Annotated in this window: 13 protein-coding genes; 4 read left to right on the forward strand and 9 right to left on the reverse strand. The window is 62.4% G+C overall.

All coding sequences use genetic code 11. The features are described 5' to 3' along the window. Window positions 1–253: 253 nt before the first annotated feature. From ACLBW8_RS27060 to pdxR, 5 genes are all read right to left on the reverse strand, one after another. Window positions 254–3,364 (reverse strand): efflux RND transporter permease subunit, encoded by a 3,111-nt coding sequence (locus ACLBW8_RS27060; protein WP_447806753.1) that lies wholly within the window; start codon window positions 3,362–3,364, stop codon window positions 254–256. Next, a complete protein-coding gene (locus ACLBW8_RS27065; protein ID WP_447806754.1) occupies window positions 3,361–4,599 on the reverse strand; it encodes an efflux RND transporter periplasmic adaptor subunit in 1,239 nt (412 codons plus the stop codon). Before ACLBW8_RS27065 ends, ACLBW8_RS27060 begins: the two co-directional genes overlap by 4 nt. Beyond that, window positions 4,592–5,830 (reverse strand): TolC family protein, encoded by a 1,239-nt coding sequence (locus ACLBW8_RS27070; protein WP_447806755.1) that lies wholly within the window; start codon window positions 5,828–5,830, stop codon window positions 4,592–4,594. Before ACLBW8_RS27070 ends, ACLBW8_RS27065 begins: the two co-directional genes overlap by 8 nt. A gap of 95 nt (window positions 5,831–5,925) precedes the next feature. Further along, a complete protein-coding gene (locus ACLBW8_RS27075) occupies window positions 5,926–6,264 on the reverse strand; it encodes a hypothetical protein (RefSeq protein ID WP_447806756.1) in 339 nt (112 codons plus the stop codon). Between the two features lie 26 nt (window positions 6,265–6,290). Continuing rightward, window positions 6,291–7,712 carry a MocR-like pyridoxine biosynthesis transcription factor PdxR gene (gene pdxR / locus ACLBW8_RS27080; protein ID WP_447806757.1) on the reverse strand — a complete coding sequence of 474 codons (1,422 nt, stop codon included), beginning with the start codon at window positions 7,710–7,712 and terminating at the stop codon, window positions 6,291–6,293. Window positions 7,713–7,804: 92 nt separating this feature from the next. On the opposite strand from pdxR, the gene ACLBW8_RS27085 reads away from it, so the two are divergent. Further along, window positions 7,805–9,034 (forward strand): multidrug effflux MFS transporter, encoded by a 1,230-nt coding sequence (locus ACLBW8_RS27085; RefSeq protein ID WP_447806758.1) that lies wholly within the window; start codon window positions 7,805–7,807, stop codon window positions 9,032–9,034. A 152-nt stretch (window positions 9,035–9,186) separates the two neighbouring features. Here the strand turns inward: ACLBW8_RS27085 and ACLBW8_RS27090 are convergent, their stop codons facing one another. Then, on the reverse strand, window positions 9,187–10,092 hold the full coding sequence (locus ACLBW8_RS27090) for a hypothetical protein (protein WP_064452032.1): 906 nt from the start codon (window positions 10,090–10,092) through the stop codon (window positions 9,187–9,189). Between the two features lie 410 nt (window positions 10,093–10,502). Between ACLBW8_RS27090 and ACLBW8_RS27095 the strand changes: the two genes are divergently transcribed. Next, complete coding sequence (locus tag ACLBW8_RS27095) at window positions 10,503–11,186, forward strand: response regulator transcription factor (protein WP_003219726.1); 684 nt, start codon at window positions 10,503–10,505, stop codon at window positions 11,184–11,186. Beyond that, window positions 11,164–12,558: a sensor histidine kinase gene (locus ACLBW8_RS27100; protein WP_447806759.1), complete on the forward strand. Its 1,395-nt coding sequence runs from the start codon at window positions 11,164–11,166 to the stop codon at window positions 12,556–12,558. Before ACLBW8_RS27095 ends, ACLBW8_RS27100 begins: the two co-directional genes overlap by 23 nt. A 127-nt stretch (window positions 12,559–12,685) precedes the next feature. Here the strand turns inward: ACLBW8_RS27100 and ACLBW8_RS27105 are convergent, their stop codons facing one another. Genes ACLBW8_RS27105 through ACLBW8_RS27115 form a run of 3 tightly spaced genes read right to left on the reverse strand, consistent with a single transcriptional unit; the run spans window position 12,686 to window position 14,941 of the window. Further along, on the reverse strand, window positions 12,686–13,096 hold the full coding sequence (locus ACLBW8_RS27105; protein WP_064452030.1) for an SRPBCC family protein: 411 nt from the start codon (window positions 13,094–13,096) through the stop codon (window positions 12,686–12,688). Between the two features lie 27 nt (window positions 13,097–13,123). Next, window positions 13,124–13,921: an SDR family NAD(P)-dependent oxidoreductase gene (locus ACLBW8_RS27110; RefSeq protein ID WP_064452029.1), complete on the reverse strand. Its 798-nt coding sequence runs from the start codon at window positions 13,919–13,921 to the stop codon at window positions 13,124–13,126. Between the two features lie 15 nt (window positions 13,922–13,936). Further along, window positions 13,937–14,941, reverse strand: coding sequence for an aldo/keto reductase (locus ACLBW8_RS27115; RefSeq protein WP_447806760.1), 1,005 nt, complete (start codon window positions 14,939–14,941; stop codon window positions 13,937–13,939). A 113-nt stretch (window positions 14,942–15,054) separates the two neighbouring features. Between ACLBW8_RS27115 and ACLBW8_RS27120 the strand changes: the two genes are divergently transcribed. After that, window positions 15,055–15,948, forward strand: coding sequence for a LysR substrate-binding domain-containing protein (locus ACLBW8_RS27120; RefSeq protein ID WP_064452027.1), 894 nt, complete (start codon window positions 15,055–15,057; stop codon window positions 15,946–15,948). Window positions 15,949–16,001: the final 53 nt, after the last annotated feature.

The raw sequence follows: 16,001 nt of genomic DNA on the forward strand, positions 1-16,001 counted from the left end.
GCGTTTTTTGGTTACTTTTTTAGGCGCTTTGTAAAAAAGTGACCCGCCGTAAGGGCGGAACCCTAAGCAGCCGTTACCGCAGCAACGGATATGTACTCAACCTACCTAACCCCCTCACAGGCCTAAAGCGACACAAATAGTTGCGTAGATACCTATGCCGCGATGGCGGTGGGTCCGTCAATGTATCTGGCGACTGACACAACGTATTCGCGAGCAAGCCCGCTCCCACACGAGCCCCCTCCCCCATGTTTGCTCAGCGTTTGGCCTTGGCACGGCGCATCAGGTGATACGCGGCCGGGATCACGAACAGCGACAACAACGGCGCCGTTAGCATGCCGCCGATCATCGGCGCGGCGATGCGGCTCATGACCTCACTGCCCGTGCCGCCGCCCAGCAGGATCGGCAACAACCCGGCGATGATCACCGCAACGGTCATCGCCTTGGGCCTCACCCGCAGCACTGCGCCTTCGGTGATGGCCGCCAGCAGGTCACCGTCCTTGCGCTCGGCCCAGGCGTTTTTCAGGTAAAGCAGCATGATCACACCAAACTCGGCCGACACGCCCGCCAACGCGATAAAGCCCACGCCAGTAGCCACCGACAGGTTGAAGCCCAGCCAGTAGAGCAACCAGACGCCACCGGTCAGTGCGAACGGCAATGTACCGAGGATCAGCAACGCCTCGTCCACACGGCGGAAGGTCAGGTACAGCAACACAAAGATGATCAGCAAGGTCGCCGGCACGACCAGCTTCAAACGCTGATTGGCCCGCTCCAGAAACTCGAACTGCCCCGAATAGCTGAGGCTCATGCCCCGTTGCAGGTGCACCTGCTGGTTGATGGCCTCACGCAGGTCCTTGACCACGGACGCCAAGTCGCGATCACGCACGTCGATATACACCCAACCGGAAGGCCGTGCATTTTCACTTTTGAGCATCGGCGGGCCTTCACTGACCTTGAGCCTGGCCACCGTACCGAGGGTGATCTGGCTGCCCTGTGGCGTATAGATCGGCAGATTGCGCAGCGACTCCACCGAGTCGCGCCAGGCCTTGGGGTAACGCAGGCTGATGGGGAAGCGCGCCAGACCTTCTACAGTTTCGCCAATGGTTTCCCCGCCAATGGCCCCCGACACGATCGACTGCACATCAGCGATGTTCAGACCGTATTGCGCGGCTGCCGCGCGGTCGATATCCACATCGATATAGCGCCCGCCGGTCAGGCGCTCGGCCAATGCCGAACTCACGCCGGGCACACCCTTGGCGACCTTCTCCACGGCCTGGGTCACCGCGTCGATCTGCATCAGGCTGGTGCCCGCCACCTTCACGCCGATCGGGCTTTTGACGCCGGTGGCGAGCATGTCGATACGGTTGCGGATGGGGGGAATCCAGATATTGGTCAGGCCCGGCACCTGCACCACACGGTCCAGCTCCTTCACCAATGTTTGCGGGGTCATGCCGGGGCGCCATTGGTCCCGGGGCTTGAACTCGATCGTGGTCTCGAACATCTCCAGCGGCGCCGGGTCGGTGGCGGTTTCGGCGCGGCCGGCCTTGCCAAACACATGGGCCACTTCCGGCACACTCTTGATCAGGCGGTCCGTGCGTTGCAGCAGTTCACCTGCGGTCTGCGTCGACAGCCCCGGCAATGCCGACGGCATGTAGAGCAAGTCGCCCTCGTCCAGCGGCGGCAGGAACTCGCCACCGAGTTTCGCCACCGGCCACAGCACGCTGGCGACCATCAGCAGCGCCACCAGCAAGGTCACGCGCGGCCAACGCAGCACGGCATCCAGGGCCGGTTGATAGAGTTTGATCAGACCGCGATTGAGCGGGTTACGCTGCTCGTCGGGAATGCGCCCGCGAATCCAATAGCCCATCAGCACCGGGATCAACGTCACCGACAACCCGGCCGCTGCCGCCATGGCGTAGGTCTTGGTGTAAGCCAGCGGGCCGAACAAGCGGCCTTCCTGGGCCTGCAAGGTGAACACCGGGATAAACGACAGGGTGATGATCAGCAAACAGAAAAACAGCGCCGGCCCGACCTCCACCGCCGCATCGGTCACCACCTTCCAGTGCTCATCACCCTCAAGGGTTTTGCCAGGATGGGCGTGGTGCCAGGCTTCGATCTTCTTGTGGGCGTTTTCAATCATCACCACCGCCGCGTCCACCATCGCACCGATGGCAATCGCGATGCCGCCCAGGGACATGATATTGGCGTTGAGCCCCTGGAAACGCATGACGATAAACGCGATCAACACGCCCACCGGCAGCGAGATGATCGCCACCAGGGATGAGCGCAGATGCCAGAGGAAAATCCCGCACACCAGCGCCACCACCAGGAACTCTTCCAGCAGCTTGTGGCTCAGGTTGTCGACGGCACGGTCGATCAATTTGCTGCGGTCGTAGGTGGTGACGATGTCCACACCGGGCGGCAGGCTGCTCTTCAATTGCTCCAGCCTGGTTTTGACCGCAGCGATGGCTTCACGCGCATTTTTACCGCTGCGCAGAATCACCACGCCGCCGACCGCTTCGCCTTCGCCGTCGAGCTCGCCGATGCCACGGCGCAGGTCCGGGCCTAGTTGGACCGTTGCCACATCGCCGAGCGTCACCGGCACATTGTTGCTGTCGAGGCGCAAGGGAATGGCGCGAAAATCAGCCAGGCTTTTCAGGTAACCGGACGCTCGCACCATGTACTCGGACTCACCCATATTCAGCACCGAGCCGCCGGTTTCCTGATTGGCCTTGCCGATAGCCTGCGCAACTTTAGCCTGGGTGATGCCGTGGCTGGCCATGGCCGGTGGGTCGAGCTGCACTTGGTACTGCTTGACCTGGCCGCCGATGGTCGCGACTTCCGCCACATTCGGCAGGGTCTTGAGTTCGAATTTAAGAAACCAGTCCTGCAAGGCACGCAACTGCGCCAGGTCGTGTTGGCCCGTGCGGTCCACCAATGCGTATTGGTAGATCCAGCCGACCCCGGTGGCGTCCGGCCCCAGCGAGGGTTTGGCCGAGGCAGGCAAGCGTGCCTGCAATTGGCTGAGGTATTCCAACACCCGCGAACGGGCCCAATACAGGTCGGTACCTTCGTCGAACAGCACGTAAACGTAGCTGTCACCGAAGAACGAAAACCCGCGTACCGTCTTGGCGCCCGGTACCGACAACATGGTGGTGGTCATCGGGTAGGTGACCTGGTTTTCCACGATCTGCGGCGCCTGGCCCGGGAACGGCGTACGGATGATCACCTGCACATCCGAGAGATCTGGCAAGGCATCGACCGGGGTGTTTTGCACCGCCCAAACGCCCCATGCCGTGATGAATAGCGTGGCGAGCAACACCAGAAAACGGTTAGCCACCGCCCCACGAATCAGCAGGGCGATCATGGCTGGGCTCCCGGTTGCATACCCATTTCAGGCATGCCGGACGGTGGCGCGGTAATTCCCCTCAAACTGGCTTCCGAGTCCAGCAGAAATTGCCCGGAAGCGACCACCTGCTGGCCTTCCTGCAAACCGCTGCGGATCACCGTCTGGTCCCGGTTTTCCGCGCCGGCTTCGACTTCGACCGGCCGATAATGCCCGCCCTCCTCGGCCAGCATCACCAGCACGCGTTTGCCGGTGCGGATCAAGGCTTCGCTGGGCACTTGCAGCACCGCTTGCCCGCTGGTTTGCGCCAGGCGCACTTGAGCGGTCATGCCCGGGCGCAAGGTGCCATCGGGGTTGGGCAATTCCACACGTACCTGCACGGTGCGACTGTCCATGGCGGTGGCCGGCAAGATCGCGCTGACGGTGCCGGAGACGCGCTTGCCGGGTAAACCGACAAACCGGCTCTGCACGGTTTGCCCCACCGCCAATGTCGCCCCTTGGGCCTCCGGTACGGCGATCTGCAGCCACACCTGATCCAACCCGTTGATCCGCGCCAGGGTCTGCCCCGCCGCCAGCGTCATGCCTTCGCGCACCTCCAGGGTTTGCAATGCGCCGCTCAACGGGCTGGTGACCGTCAACACCGACTGCACCCGGCCACTGCGCTCCATTTGCTGGATCAAACCGGTAGGCATGCCGCTCAGTCGCAAGCGTTGCCGGGCCGCCGCGATCAACCCGCTGTCACCGCTGTGACGCAGTGCGAGGAATTCTTCCTGGGCCGCCGCCCACTCGGGGATCAGGAGGTCCGCCAAGGGCGCGCCGGCTTTTAGCACATCCCCCGGCGCGCGCGCATACACCCGCTCGACAAACCCGGCGGCCCGCGCCTGGACCACCGCCACCTCACGCTCGTTGAAGGCAAGGATGCCCGACAGGTCCAGCGTAGAGGTCATCACGCCACGGGTCACGCTCGCCAGGCGCACGCCGATATTCTGGGTTTGCCGTGGGTCGATCTGTACCGTTGGCATAGTTGCAGCAGCACCTTCAGCTTCGGCGTAGCGCGGAACCAATTGCATATCCATGAAGGGCGACTTGCCGGGTTTGTCGAACTTCTGCTGCGGGTACATCGGGTCGTACCAGTACAACGCCTGCTTATCGTCTTTCGATGCAGGCGCAACCGAGGTTTGCGGATGCAACTGCGCCAACCCGTAGCCCGCCCCCAGCCCCAGCAGCACCAGTGCTGCGACGATTCGATTATTCATTGCTGGGCTCCCCATAGGCGAAATACAACTGGGCACCGATCAAGGCGCGCTGCTCGATGGCATCCATCTGTTTGAAGCGGGCCTGGACCAGCTCGCGACGGGCACTGACCACATTCAACAAGTCGCCCTTGCCCGCGCGATAACCGGCCAGGCTCAACGCCACCTTCTCTTCGGCCAGCGGCACCAGGCTGTCCTGGCTGCGCAGCACGGCGCGGTCCAGGCGCTGATACACCGCGAGGTCGTCATCGAGCATCTGGGTATGTTCACGGGTAGCGGCTTCGCGCTCGGCATCCAGTTGATCCACCTCGGCCTGCTTGGCAGCGATACCCGGGTTTTGTCGGCGGCCAGGGAAAATCGGCAGGTCAAAACTCAATTGCAGGCTGACCATATCGCCGTATTCCCGGCCCCGGTGCTGGTAGTCGACCTCCCAACTCCAGTCCGAGGTCTTTTGCGCCCTGGCTTCCTGCAAGCGCGCCTGCGCCTCGCGAGTGCGCGGTACAAAGGCTTGCAGCTCAGGGTGTTGATGCAGGTTGTGGCTGTAGCCGAGACTGTCGATGGTCCATTTGGGTAACTGGCCGCTGGGCGCCTCATTGGCGGCCGCGCCGATCCAGCGCTTGAGGGCGGCGCGCGCCTGGGCGCGTTGTTGGGTCAGCTCGTCCTCGCGCTCCGCCAACTCGGCGGCTTCCTGCTTGGGAATAACGGCATCAGAAGCCTGGCCACGTCCCGCAGCCAACTGCGCACGCACGCTGTCTTGCAGCAGGCGATTCTGCCGATAAAAGTCTTTGAACAAGGCCTCTTTGCGCTCCACGGCGTAGGCGCGAATCCACGCCTGGGCCGTGGCCTGGCGCACGCTCAGCCGCTCGATCCGGCCTTCAGCTGCCGTGCGTTCTATCGTTGCATCCGCCAGCTCCACGCGGGCCTTGCGCTTGTCGCGGCTGGGCACCTGTTGCTGGATACCGATCATCTGGTCGGTCATGTCATCGCCATACAATGTGCCGCGATTGGGCCCGCCGATGGGGAAGTTTTGCAGGCCTACCACCAGTTTCGGGTCGGGCAATTCACCGGCCGCAATTGCCCCCTGTGTGGCGGCTTGCAGCTTGGCCGACTCTGCCGTCAGTGAGGGCGCGTTGTTTTGCGCCAGGCGCAGGGCGTCATCCAGGGTCAGCGCAGAGGCCAGCGCCGGCCACACCAGCACGCCCACCACCAGGGCGCGCATGTAGAGGGAATTCATGTTGAAGATTCCTGATCTGTTCCGCTGCGTCGCGCTTTAAGCGGCCCACAGCAAGGTCATCCCGAGTCGGGATGGGTCTTCAGGTGCAACAGGAATCAGCGACGGGGCGGGCGCCAGACGCCGGGCGGCGTGCGGTCGGGGATGAAGTCCGAGGAGAGGCTGGCGGTTAAAGGGTGTGCCAGGGTCAGTGGGGCCTTGAGCACCGGCATCGACAGTTGCAGCAAGCCACCGCTCTTGCATTCCTGCCCAGGCTTGCAGGCCTTGCCATGGTCGACGCCGTCCTGGCAGCAATCGGGGGACATGTCCGTCATCATTTGCATGTCCGACATCTGCATCGGGCAAGGCTCGGTGCTCGACGGCACACCCGCCATCCCGGTCAGGGGAAGCGTGAGGCTTAACAGCATGACCAGGATTAAACGCAGCAGGCGGCTCATGGGGCGCGAGTCTAGCCAAGCGGGCGTTAAGTCGCCATTAACAATTTCGTGAGCACTCGCCCGTGAAAACGGATCTGCGCCAGGGTCAACGCGGTGTAGCCAATGATCACTGCCGGCGCCAAGCTCGCTTCGACGCAGAACTTGCCCAACGGCTGCAACGTCAGCCCCACAGCGGCGGCACGCGTGCAGAAATCCGCCTCATCACTGCCGGCCGGCAACCACAGCACAAAGTGCAACCCGGCCTGCTGGCCGCTGACCGTGCAGCCTTGCGGGAGACAGGCCAGCAAGGCATCGCGCCGGGCCTGATACGCCTGACGCGAGGCGCGCAGATGGCGCACAAAGGCCCCGCTGCCCAGGAACTCCACCAATCCCACTTGATCCGTGGCGCCCACTGAATGCCCGGTCAGCTGCAAGGTACGCAGCAACGCGGGTCGCAGCGTCCTGGGCACGACCATGAAGCCCACGCGCAAGCCGGGGAACAGGTTCTTGTTGAAGCTGCCGCAGTAAATCACCCGATCGCCGGAATCCAGGGATTTGAGCGCCGCCAGGGGCGCACTGCTGTAGTTGTATTCGCTGTCGTAATCGTCTTCGACCACCCAGGCATCCGCGCGCGCGGCCCAATCCAGCAGCGCCAGGCGGTGCGAGACCGACAGGGTCATGCCCAACGGCGCCTGGTGTGCAGGCGTGACATACGCCAAGCGTGCAGCACCCGGGAGTTGCGCGGTGTCGAGGCCTTCGGCCGTGACCGGGATCGGCACAACCTGCGCGCCTGCCAGCGTGAACAGGCGGCGCGCCGGTGTATAGCCGGGGTCTTCGACACACGCCGTGTCGCCCGGCTTAAGCAAGGTGCGGGCAATCAGGTCGAGGCCATGGCGAATGCCGGTGGTGACGATCACCTCGTCCGCCTCGCAGTGCATGCCGCGATAGCTGCGCAAGTAATCGGCAATTTGCGCGCGCAACGCCGGCAACCCGGCCGGGTGGGAAGCTTCCAGCGCACCCGGCCCTGCCGACAGCAGCCCGCGGGAGATGCAGCGTGCCCAGGCTTTCAGATCGAACAGGCCGGCATCCGGGCGCCGTGCAACGAAGGGCACGTGACTTTGCACGCCCGCATCAGGCTGATCGGGCACGGCCATACGGCGTGGGCTTTCGGTGGGCGCCACGGCCGCAATAAATTGCTCGGGGATCACCGCGCACACCCGCGTGCCGGAGCCCGCCACGCGCTGCACGTAGCCTTCGCTGTGCAATCGCTCGAACGCCGCTTCAAGCGTACCGCGCGACAGCAGCCAGCGTTCGGCCAGGCTGCGGGTGGACGGCAATCGGCTGCCGGCCGGCAATTGGCGGTTCAAGATCGCCGCACGCAAGGCCTCGTAGGCGCCCTGCTGCTTGCCGGCCTCCAATGTATCGGGGCGCGGCAGGTCCAGGGCGGATGCGGCTTTTCCTCGGCTCATAGTGGTCCAATCACTCTATGCATAAGTGGCCCTGAGGATTAAACCACAAAGCCGTTAGAGTTCGGGTTCAATGCATTGCGAAGAAGCTTCCCATGACTCAACGCGCCCTCTCCTCCTGCTTCTGGCTGGTACTGCTGACCGTACTGATCGGCCTGCCACGTATCACCCTGGACATGCACCTGCCGGCCCTGCCCGCCATGGCCGATTACTTCCACACCAGCGACAGCCAACTGCAACTGACGCTCACGCTGTACACCTTGGGTTCGGCGATTTCCCTGCTAGTCAGCGGCCCACTGACGGACCGCTTCGGGCGTCGCCCGATTTTGTTGGCCGGGCTGTTTCTGTATGTGCTCGCGACCGTGGCCTGTGCGCTGGCCAACAGCCTTGAGGTGCTGATCGTCGCCCGCCTGTTCCAGGCCCTGGGCGGTTGCTGCACCACGGTGATCGGTCGGGTAATCGTGCGTGATTACTTCGAGCGTCATGAACAGGCGCGCCTGCTCGGCCTGATCTCCATGGCCATGGCGATCTCGCCGATGGCCGCGCCGGTGCTGGGCAGCCTGATGCTGCCCTTTATCAACTGGCGTGGCCTGTTTGTGGTGCTCGGCGTCATCGGCGCGGGGCTGTACCTGGTGGTGTATCGCCGCTTGCCAGAAACCCGCCCGCCGGAAGTCGCCGCGGCGCCGCCAGGCAACCTGCTGCGCCTCTACGGCCAGCTCCTGCGCGACCGCTACTTCCTGCGTTACTCCCTGGCCATCGGCTGCGTGTACAGCACCTATTTCCCGTTTATCAGCGAATCTTCGGCCTTGTTGCAACGGGGCTTCCACCTGTCCGCCACGGCCTACGCGCTGGTGTTTGCTGCAACCATCAGCGGTTATATGCTCGGGGCAAACCTGTTCCGGCGCCTGGTGCTGCGTTTCGAACCCGACGCTTTGATCAGCGCCGCAATCGGCCTGAACGTGCTGGGTAGCCTGATGCTCGCGGGGGCTACGGCCCTGCTGCCGGGTGATTGGCTGGCAATTGTGCTGCCGATGGTGGTGATCATGGTGTCGGTGGGGATGGTGATTCCGGCCTGCCAGCTCTCGGTATTGCAGCCTTACGGCGCGATTGCGGGGACGGCATCGGGGTTGTTCTTTTTTACCCAGATGTTCCTCACGGCGGTCAGCAGTTGGGCGACCGGGCTGCTGTCGGACGGTACTTCAGAACCGTTGGTGATCATGACCCTGGTCGCCAGTGCATTGCTGGTCACAGGCTGGCTGACCCTGCGCCAAACCAAAAGTGGGAACGGGCTTGCTCACGAAAGCGGTGTATCCGTCAGCTCATGAGTCGCTGAAAGACCGCTTCGCAAGCAAGCCCGCTCCCACTGGGGACCGAGCCAGGCTCAGGTTTAGTGCATGAAGATCGCGATCAGAATAATGACCGGGATAGGCACGCCGAGGAACCACAGAAGTAATGAGCGCATGATGTTCTCCTTGAATTAACGGACAAAGTGTTCGGTTTCGACATACACCACGGCATCCCGACGACGGCCGCCGAAGGTAGCAGCGAAGCTGGCGAAGAAGGCACCGATCAACAGCGCAACAAAGGTCCACAGCGACGTGTAGGCAGCGACTTTCGCAGCGGTATCGGCAGCTTGCTTGGCCTTGAGCTTGGCGTCTTCGATGGCTTTACGGGCTTCGCCGTAGACCTTGTCGATCCGCGCTTCGGCGTCGGCCTGGCTGAGGTTGGTGCGCTGGCTGATCAACTGGGCGAGGTAGGTACGGTCTTCCGGCGCCAGTTGGCCGTCGTTGCTCAGTGTACGGGTGAGGATGCGTGCTACCACGCCGTGTACGGCGTCGTCGCTGACGGCAGCTGGGCGGTCATCGCGGAACAGGCTATCGACGTAATAGTCGAAGTCGCCGCTGTTGGCGCCTTTGGCTGCGCTGCCGGCTGCCTGGCTCATGCCGCTGGCGGCACCCGCTGCAACACTGGCACCGGCTTTAACGCCACCGCTGACCACGCTGCTGACCGAACCGACTACCAGCACCGCAGTGACCAGCGTCGCAACCGCCCAAGCGAGGAAACCATGGGCCGTGTCGCGAAAGTACACTTCATCGCCGTGCATATTGGCCCACTTCACGCGCAACCGACCGGCGATATAACCGCCTAGGCCCGAGGCAACGATCTGGGTAAATGCCAGCCAGACAATGGTGGAAATGCCCAGCCCCTTGGCGCTAATGCCGCTATCGGCCCACGGCGACACCGCCGAAAAGCCCAGGCCGAAGCCCAGCAACACGAGGATCAGGGACAGTGCAGCCGCCGCAGCGGCCCCGGCAAAAATTGCACCCCAGGAAACCCCGGAGCGCGAACTCGACTCTTGCAGCGTGGATGAGGATGTGATCATTGTTGTTTTGCTCCCGGCAGGAAAAATAGTGTTACAAGTCTCAAAAGGGACAGTGCAGGCAGCGTGCCAGTCGGCGCAAAAATTAAAATCCTTATATTTCAATACGTTAACTAAATTGAACTTCGTTAAACCATGCAAGTTGCAAGAAATGCCTGTTCGGGGCGGGCGTTCTGCAATCTCCCCCCAAACGCGGTGCCTGTGGGAGCTGGCTTGCCGGCGATAGCGGTGTACCAATGACAAAACGGTTGCCGGCACACTGCCATCGCCGGCAACCCATCGCCCACACCGGACCGGCTCAGTGATTAAATTTGTGGTGGTTTTGCCAACATGAAGTTTAATTTAGGAAACATTCAGCTGGTTCTTGGCAAAATGGCCCCACTTCTAGTGTGAATCGCTCACCAGGTAATCCTATGACCCGTATTTTGACCATCGAGGATGACGCCGTAACGGCCCGCGAGATCGTCGCCGAGCTGAGTAGCCATGGACTGGACGTGGATTGGGTGGACAACGGCCGCGAAGGCCTGGTCCGCGCTGTGAGTGGTGATTACGATCTGATCACCCTCGACCGTATGCTGCCGGAGCTGGATGGCCTGGCCATTGTCACGACCCTGCGCACCATCGGGGTGTCGACGCCGATCCTGATGATCAGCGCCCTCTCCGATGTCGACGAGCGTGTGCGTGGCTTGCGTGCCGGCGGTGACGACTACCTGACCAAACCGTTCGCTTCTGACGAAATGGCCGCCCGCGTCGAAGTGCTGCTGCGCCGCAAAAGCACGGTCAAGGAATTCGAAACCGCCCTGCGCGTGGCCGACCTTGAACTGAACCTGATCAGCCGCGAAGCCAGCCGCGCCGAACAACCGCTGAGCTTGCTGCCGACCGAATACAAACTGCTCGAATTCCTGATGCGCAACACCGGGCAGATTTTGTCGCGGATGATGATTTTCGAGGAAGTCTGGGGCTATCACTTCGACCCGGGCACCAACCTGATCGACGTGCACATCGGTCGCCTGCGCAAAAAAATTGATCCGCCGGGCCTCACGCCGTTGATCCGCACGGTACGAGGTTCCGGTTATGTCATTGCTGAACCCCTCTAAGGGCTGGCGCTCCTCCAGCAGCCGCTTGCTGGCGCTTTACAGTTCGCTGTTTGTGGCCTGGAGTTGCATCCTCATGGGGGTGCTGTACTACGAGGTGTCAGGGTACCTCGGCGACTTGTCGCGCCACTCCCTGATGCAGCGTCAGCATTTGTTCCAGCGTTTCGACGGCGAAGAACTGGTGGAAGCCCTGACCACCAGCATGACCTTCGACATGAAGGGCGTGGACGCCTACGGCCTGTTCGATGAGCAATTTCGCCCCTTGAGCGGCCCGATCCGCGCCGTGCCACCGGACCTGCCGTTGGACGGCAAGATCCACGCCCTGGCCAATTGCGTCGACTCCGACGACCCGAAACTCCCCAAGGACAGCTGCGACGCCGTGGCCACCCACACCGAAGACGGTCGCTGGCTGGTGCTGGTACGCGCCAACGGTTCGCTGTTCGGCGTTACACGGATCATCTGGCATGCGCTGCTGTGGGCGCTGTCGCTGACGATTATTCCCGGAGCGGCCGGCTGGCATTTGTTGCGCCGGCGCCCGCTGCGACGCATTCGCGGGATCCAGGCCAGCGCCGAAGCTATCGTCGCCGGCGACCTGACCCACCGTTTGCCGCTGTCGAACCGGCGTGACGAACTGGACATGCTTGCCGCCATCGTCAATGCCATGCTCGACCGTATCGAGAAGCTGATGAACGAGGTCAAGGGCGTGTGCGACAACATCGCCCATGATCTGCGCACCCCACTGACACGCTTGCGTGCGCAGCTCTACCGCATCAAACAAGAGGCAGAGCAAGATTCGGGCTACGCGGTGAAACTGGACGACGCGATTGCCGAAACCGACACCCTGATGGCGCGCTTTCGTGGGCTGCTGCGGATCTCGGAGCTGGAAGACCACCAGCGCCGCTCAGGCTTCCTGGTAATGGACCCGTTACCACTGCTGCGCGAGTTGCATGACTTCTATCTACCGCTGGCCGAAGAAGGCGAATTGCAGCTGCGGCTCGAAGTGCCGGACTCACTGCCGTGGATCACCGGCGACCGCGCATTGTTGTTCGAGGCCTTGGCCAACCTGTTGAGCAACTCGATCAAGTTCTCGCCACCGGGCGGTGAAGTGATATTGCGCGGGGTCAATGACAGCGGCAGCACGCGCATCGAAGTACACGATTCAGGCCCGGGCATTCCGGCGGCGGAACGCGATGCGGTGTTCCAGCGCTTCTATCGCGTGGATGAAAGCGACCAGCAAGGCGGGTTCGGCCTAGGCTTGTCGATTGTCGCGGCGATCATCAACTTGCACGGGTTCAAGCTGGACGTCGGCAGCAGCCAGAGTGGCGGTGCGCGGTTGGTGTTGGAGTGTCGGCAGCAACTGATGCCCGAAGCCTGAACATCACAGCGGTAAAAAATGTGGGAGCGGGCTTGCTCGCGAATGCGGAGTATCAGCCACTTAAAATATCGACTGACTCACCGCTTTCGCGAGCAAGCCCGCTCCCACATCAGGCCTGCTTTGCCTGTTAGAAGTTAGCGCGCAGCGCCTCAAGCCCGCCGCTGTAAACACCGGCAAACAAGGCCTCCACCTCCGCATCCGTGGTCCCGGCAGCCGGGGTAAATACGCCGGACCAGGTCACTTTCGCCGACGCCTCGGTCAACGCTTCAACCTGCAAGGTCGCCAGGTAAGCACTCACCGGAAACGGCGACTGCTCAATGGTGTAGCTGTAGGTGCGCGCCACGTTATCAAAGCTCTGCATACGCTCGACCACCACGCCGCCATCTGCGGTTTCCAGGTGACGCACACGCCCGCCTTCACTCGCCTCACTCTTGACGATCAGGGGCAGCCAATCCGGCAGCGCGTTGAAGCCACCGACCAATTGCCAAACCTGATCGGCCGAGACCGGAATTTCAATAACAGAAGAAGCTGTCGCCACAATAAATACTCCAGAAAAAATAAGACTTCAGATCGCCATGCTGTCGACAACACCGCCGTCGACCCGCAACGCGGCACCTGTGGTTGCAGAAGACAGGGGTGAAGCAATGTACGCCACCAGGTTGGCCACTTCATCCACATTTGCCGCACGCTGGATGATCGAAGTAGGCCGCGCATTACGCACGAATACATCCGCCTCGTCCCGCGCACTGCGCCCGGACTTCGCCGTGGCGTCCTTGAGCATATGCTCCAGGCCGTCGGTAAAGGTCGGCCCCGGCAGCACCGCGTTGACGGTCACGCCCGTACCGGCCAGACGTTTGGCCAGGCCGTGGGACACGGCCAAATTGGCGCTTTTGGTCACGCCGTAGTTGATCATGTCCGCCGGTGTCGCCACGCCGGACTCCGACGACAGGAAGATCACCCGCCCCCAGCCCTGCTCGACCATACCCGGCACATAATGCCGCGCCAGGCGCACGCCAGCGATCACATTGACCTCGTAGAAGCGCGTCCACTCACTGTCTGGCGCTTCAAAGAAATCCACATCATTGAAGATGCCCAGGTTGTTGACCAGGATGTCGGCGCGCGGTTCGGCGGCGAACAGTGTCGCTGCGCCCTCAGCCGTACCGAGATCCGCCACCCAGCCACGCAGATCAGCGCCCGGTACCGCCTGGCGAATGCTCGCCAGGGCGTCATCGACCTTCCCTGCTTCACGCCCGATCACCACCACGGTCGCACCGGACTCTGCCAGCGCCTGGCTGATGCCCAGGCCAATGCCTGCGGTGCTGCCGCTGACGATGGCTACTTTGCCGCTTACATCGATGTTCATATCAGACTCCTGAAATTAAAGCGGCAACGGCGCACGGGTCGAGACCAGGCCGGCATCGCGCAGCGCCTGCCAGAAGGCCGCCGGAATATTCTCTGACAACGCTGCGACGTCTTCGGCAATCCGCCCCGGACGACTGGCACCCGGAATCACTGCGGCCACCGCCGGGTGGGCCAGGGAAAATTGCAGAGCGGCCGCTTTCACGCTGACGCCAAACGCCTGGGCAATGGCCTTGATCTGCTCGACCTTGTGGATAATCGCCGGGCTGGCGGACTGGTATTCAAAGTGCGCGCCGCCGGCCAGGATGCCCGAACTGTAAGGGCCGCCGACGACAATCTCGACGTTCTGCGCCAGGGCTGCGTCCATCAAACGCTGCAGCGCACGCTCATGGTCGAGCAACGTGTAGCGGCCGGCCAGCAGGAAGCCATCGGGCTGGGCCTCGCTGAGGTCCAGGGTCAGCTCACAGGGCTCAACGCGGTTCACGCCCAGGCCCCAGGCCTTGATCACGCCTTCTTCGCGCAAGCGGGTCAATACCTTGAAGGCGCCGGTGCGGGCCTGGTTGAAGTAGTCCAGCCACTGGTCGCCGTAGAAGTCCTGGGCGATGTCGTGAATCCAGACGATGTCCAGGCGATCGGTTTGAAGGCGTTCAAGGCTGTCTTCGATGGAACGCAAGGTAGCGTCGGCGCTGTAGTCGTTGAGCATCTTGTTCGGTCGACCGTGCTCAAACACGCCGCTTTTTTCGCCCAGGTCGCGGGTGCTGTGTTCGATTTCATCGAGAATCACCCGTCCGACTTTGGTGCTGAGCACGAAGTCATCGCGGTTGTACTGCGACAGGGCCTGGCCCAATCGAATTTCCGCAAGGCCCGAGCCGTAGAACGGCGCGGTATCGAAGTAGCGCACGCCCGCATTCCATGCGGCTGCGACAGTGGCCCGGGCTTCGTCTTCAGGAATGGCGCGGAACATATTGCCCAATGGGGCGGTGCCGAAGCCCAATGGGCCGGGCAATTTGTCTTTCAAGCTCATGGTGGATCCTTAATCGGGTTCAGGGTCGCTGTGACCGTTGAGCAGATCCTAGATTGCGCAGATCAGACCGTCCAAGACATACTGCGACCAACTTGAGTCCTCGCAGGTCTAACATGATTGATCTCCGCCAACTGCGCTACTTCGAAGTGGTCGCAGAAGAAGAACACGTGGGCCGCGCTGCCGAACGCCTGCACATATCCCAGTCCCCCCTGAGCCGGCAGATCGCCCAGCTCGAAGAACGCCTGGGCCTGACCTTGTTCGAACGCAGCCAGCAACGCATCCGACTGACCCGCGATGGCCAGACCTTTCTTGCCGAAACCAAGGCGCTGCTGACCCATGCCAATCGCCTGGAGTCGTTGGGCAAGCGCCTGGGTCGCGGCGAAGAAGGCGGCCTGTGCATCGGCTATATCGAAAACGCCATGCACGCCGGCGTGCTGCCCAATGCCTTGCGTGTATTGCGGGGCGACCGGCCGACCGTGCATATCAAGCTGTACAACTTGCCCTCCCTGGAGCAGCTCGAGGGCCTGCGCCAACGCAGCCTCGATATTGCCCTGGTCAGCGAACCACCGGCCGCTGATGACCCGGACCTGATCGCCCTGCAAGTGCTGGACGACCCGATGCTGCTGGCCCTGCCGGAGCATCATCCCTTGGCCCGCCAAAGCGAGCTGTTACCCGAACATATGGCCGATCAGGAGTGGATCGGCGTCCAGCGCAAACCTGGCGCCAACCCGGCCGATGACTTCGTCGCCGCCTGCATTCGCGCCGGTTTCACGCCGCAAATCCCCATGGAAGCCAGCGAGCCGTTTACCGCACTCGGCCTGGTAGCCTCGGGATTGGGCGTGGCAATGGTACAAAAAGGCCTGAGCCGCAATGCCCCGCCCGGCGTGGTGTTGCGCGAATTACCATGGCTGACTTACACCACCCCGCTGTGGGCCGCGTGGCATCGGATCAACCTGCGACCCTTGGTCGAAACCTTCCGTAAGGTGCTCACCGAACCTGAAGGCTGACGATGCATTAAATATGGGAGCGGGCTTGCTCGCGAAGGCGGTGAATCAGTCAC

The sequence above is a fragment of the Pseudomonas sp. M5A4_2d genome (genome assembly GCF_053345295.1).

What these genes read in the sequence shown, in the direction of transcription:
- ACLBW8_RS27060 (WP_447806753.1), bottom strand. Translation starts at nt 3,364, where the DNA reads ATGATCGCCCTGCTGATTCGTGGGGCGGTGGCTAACCGTTTTCTGGTG.
- ACLBW8_RS27065 (WP_447806754.1), bottom strand. Translation starts at nt 4,599, where the DNA reads ATGAATAATCGAATCGTCGCAGCACTGGTGCTGCTGGGGCTGGGGGCG.
- ACLBW8_RS27070 (WP_447806755.1), bottom strand. Translation starts at nt 5,830, where the DNA reads ATGAATTCCCTCTACATGCGCGCCCTGGTGGTGGGCGTGCTGGTGTGG.
- ACLBW8_RS27075 (WP_447806756.1), bottom strand. Translation starts at nt 6,264, where the DNA reads ATGAGCCGCCTGCTGCGTTTAATCCTGGTCATGCTGTTAAGCCTCACG.
- pdxR (WP_447806757.1), bottom strand. Translation starts at nt 7,712, where the DNA reads ATGAGCCGAGGAAAAGCCGCATCCGCCCTGGACCTGCCGCGCCCCGAT.
- ACLBW8_RS27085 (WP_447806758.1), top strand. Translation starts at nt 7,805, where the DNA reads ATGACTCAACGCGCCCTCTCCTCCTGCTTCTGGCTGGTACTGCTGACC.
- ACLBW8_RS27090 (WP_064452032.1), bottom strand. Translation starts at nt 10,092, where the DNA reads ATGATCACATCCTCATCCACGCTGCAAGAGTCGAGTTCGCGCTCCGGG.
- ACLBW8_RS27095 (WP_003219726.1), top strand. Translation starts at nt 10,503, where the DNA reads ATGACCCGTATTTTGACCATCGAGGATGACGCCGTAACGGCCCGCGAG.
- ACLBW8_RS27100 (WP_447806759.1), top strand. Translation starts at nt 11,164, where the DNA reads ATGTCATTGCTGAACCCCTCTAAGGGCTGGCGCTCCTCCAGCAGCCGC.
- ACLBW8_RS27110 (WP_064452029.1), bottom strand. Translation starts at nt 13,921, where the DNA reads ATGAACATCGATGTAAGCGGCAAAGTAGCCATCGTCAGCGGCAGCACC.
- ACLBW8_RS27115 (WP_447806760.1), bottom strand. Translation starts at nt 14,941, where the DNA reads ATGAGCTTGAAAGACAAATTGCCCGGCCCATTGGGCTTCGGCACCGCC.
- ACLBW8_RS27120 (WP_064452027.1), top strand. Translation starts at nt 15,055, where the DNA reads ATGATTGATCTCCGCCAACTGCGCTACTTCGAAGTGGTCGCAGAAGAA.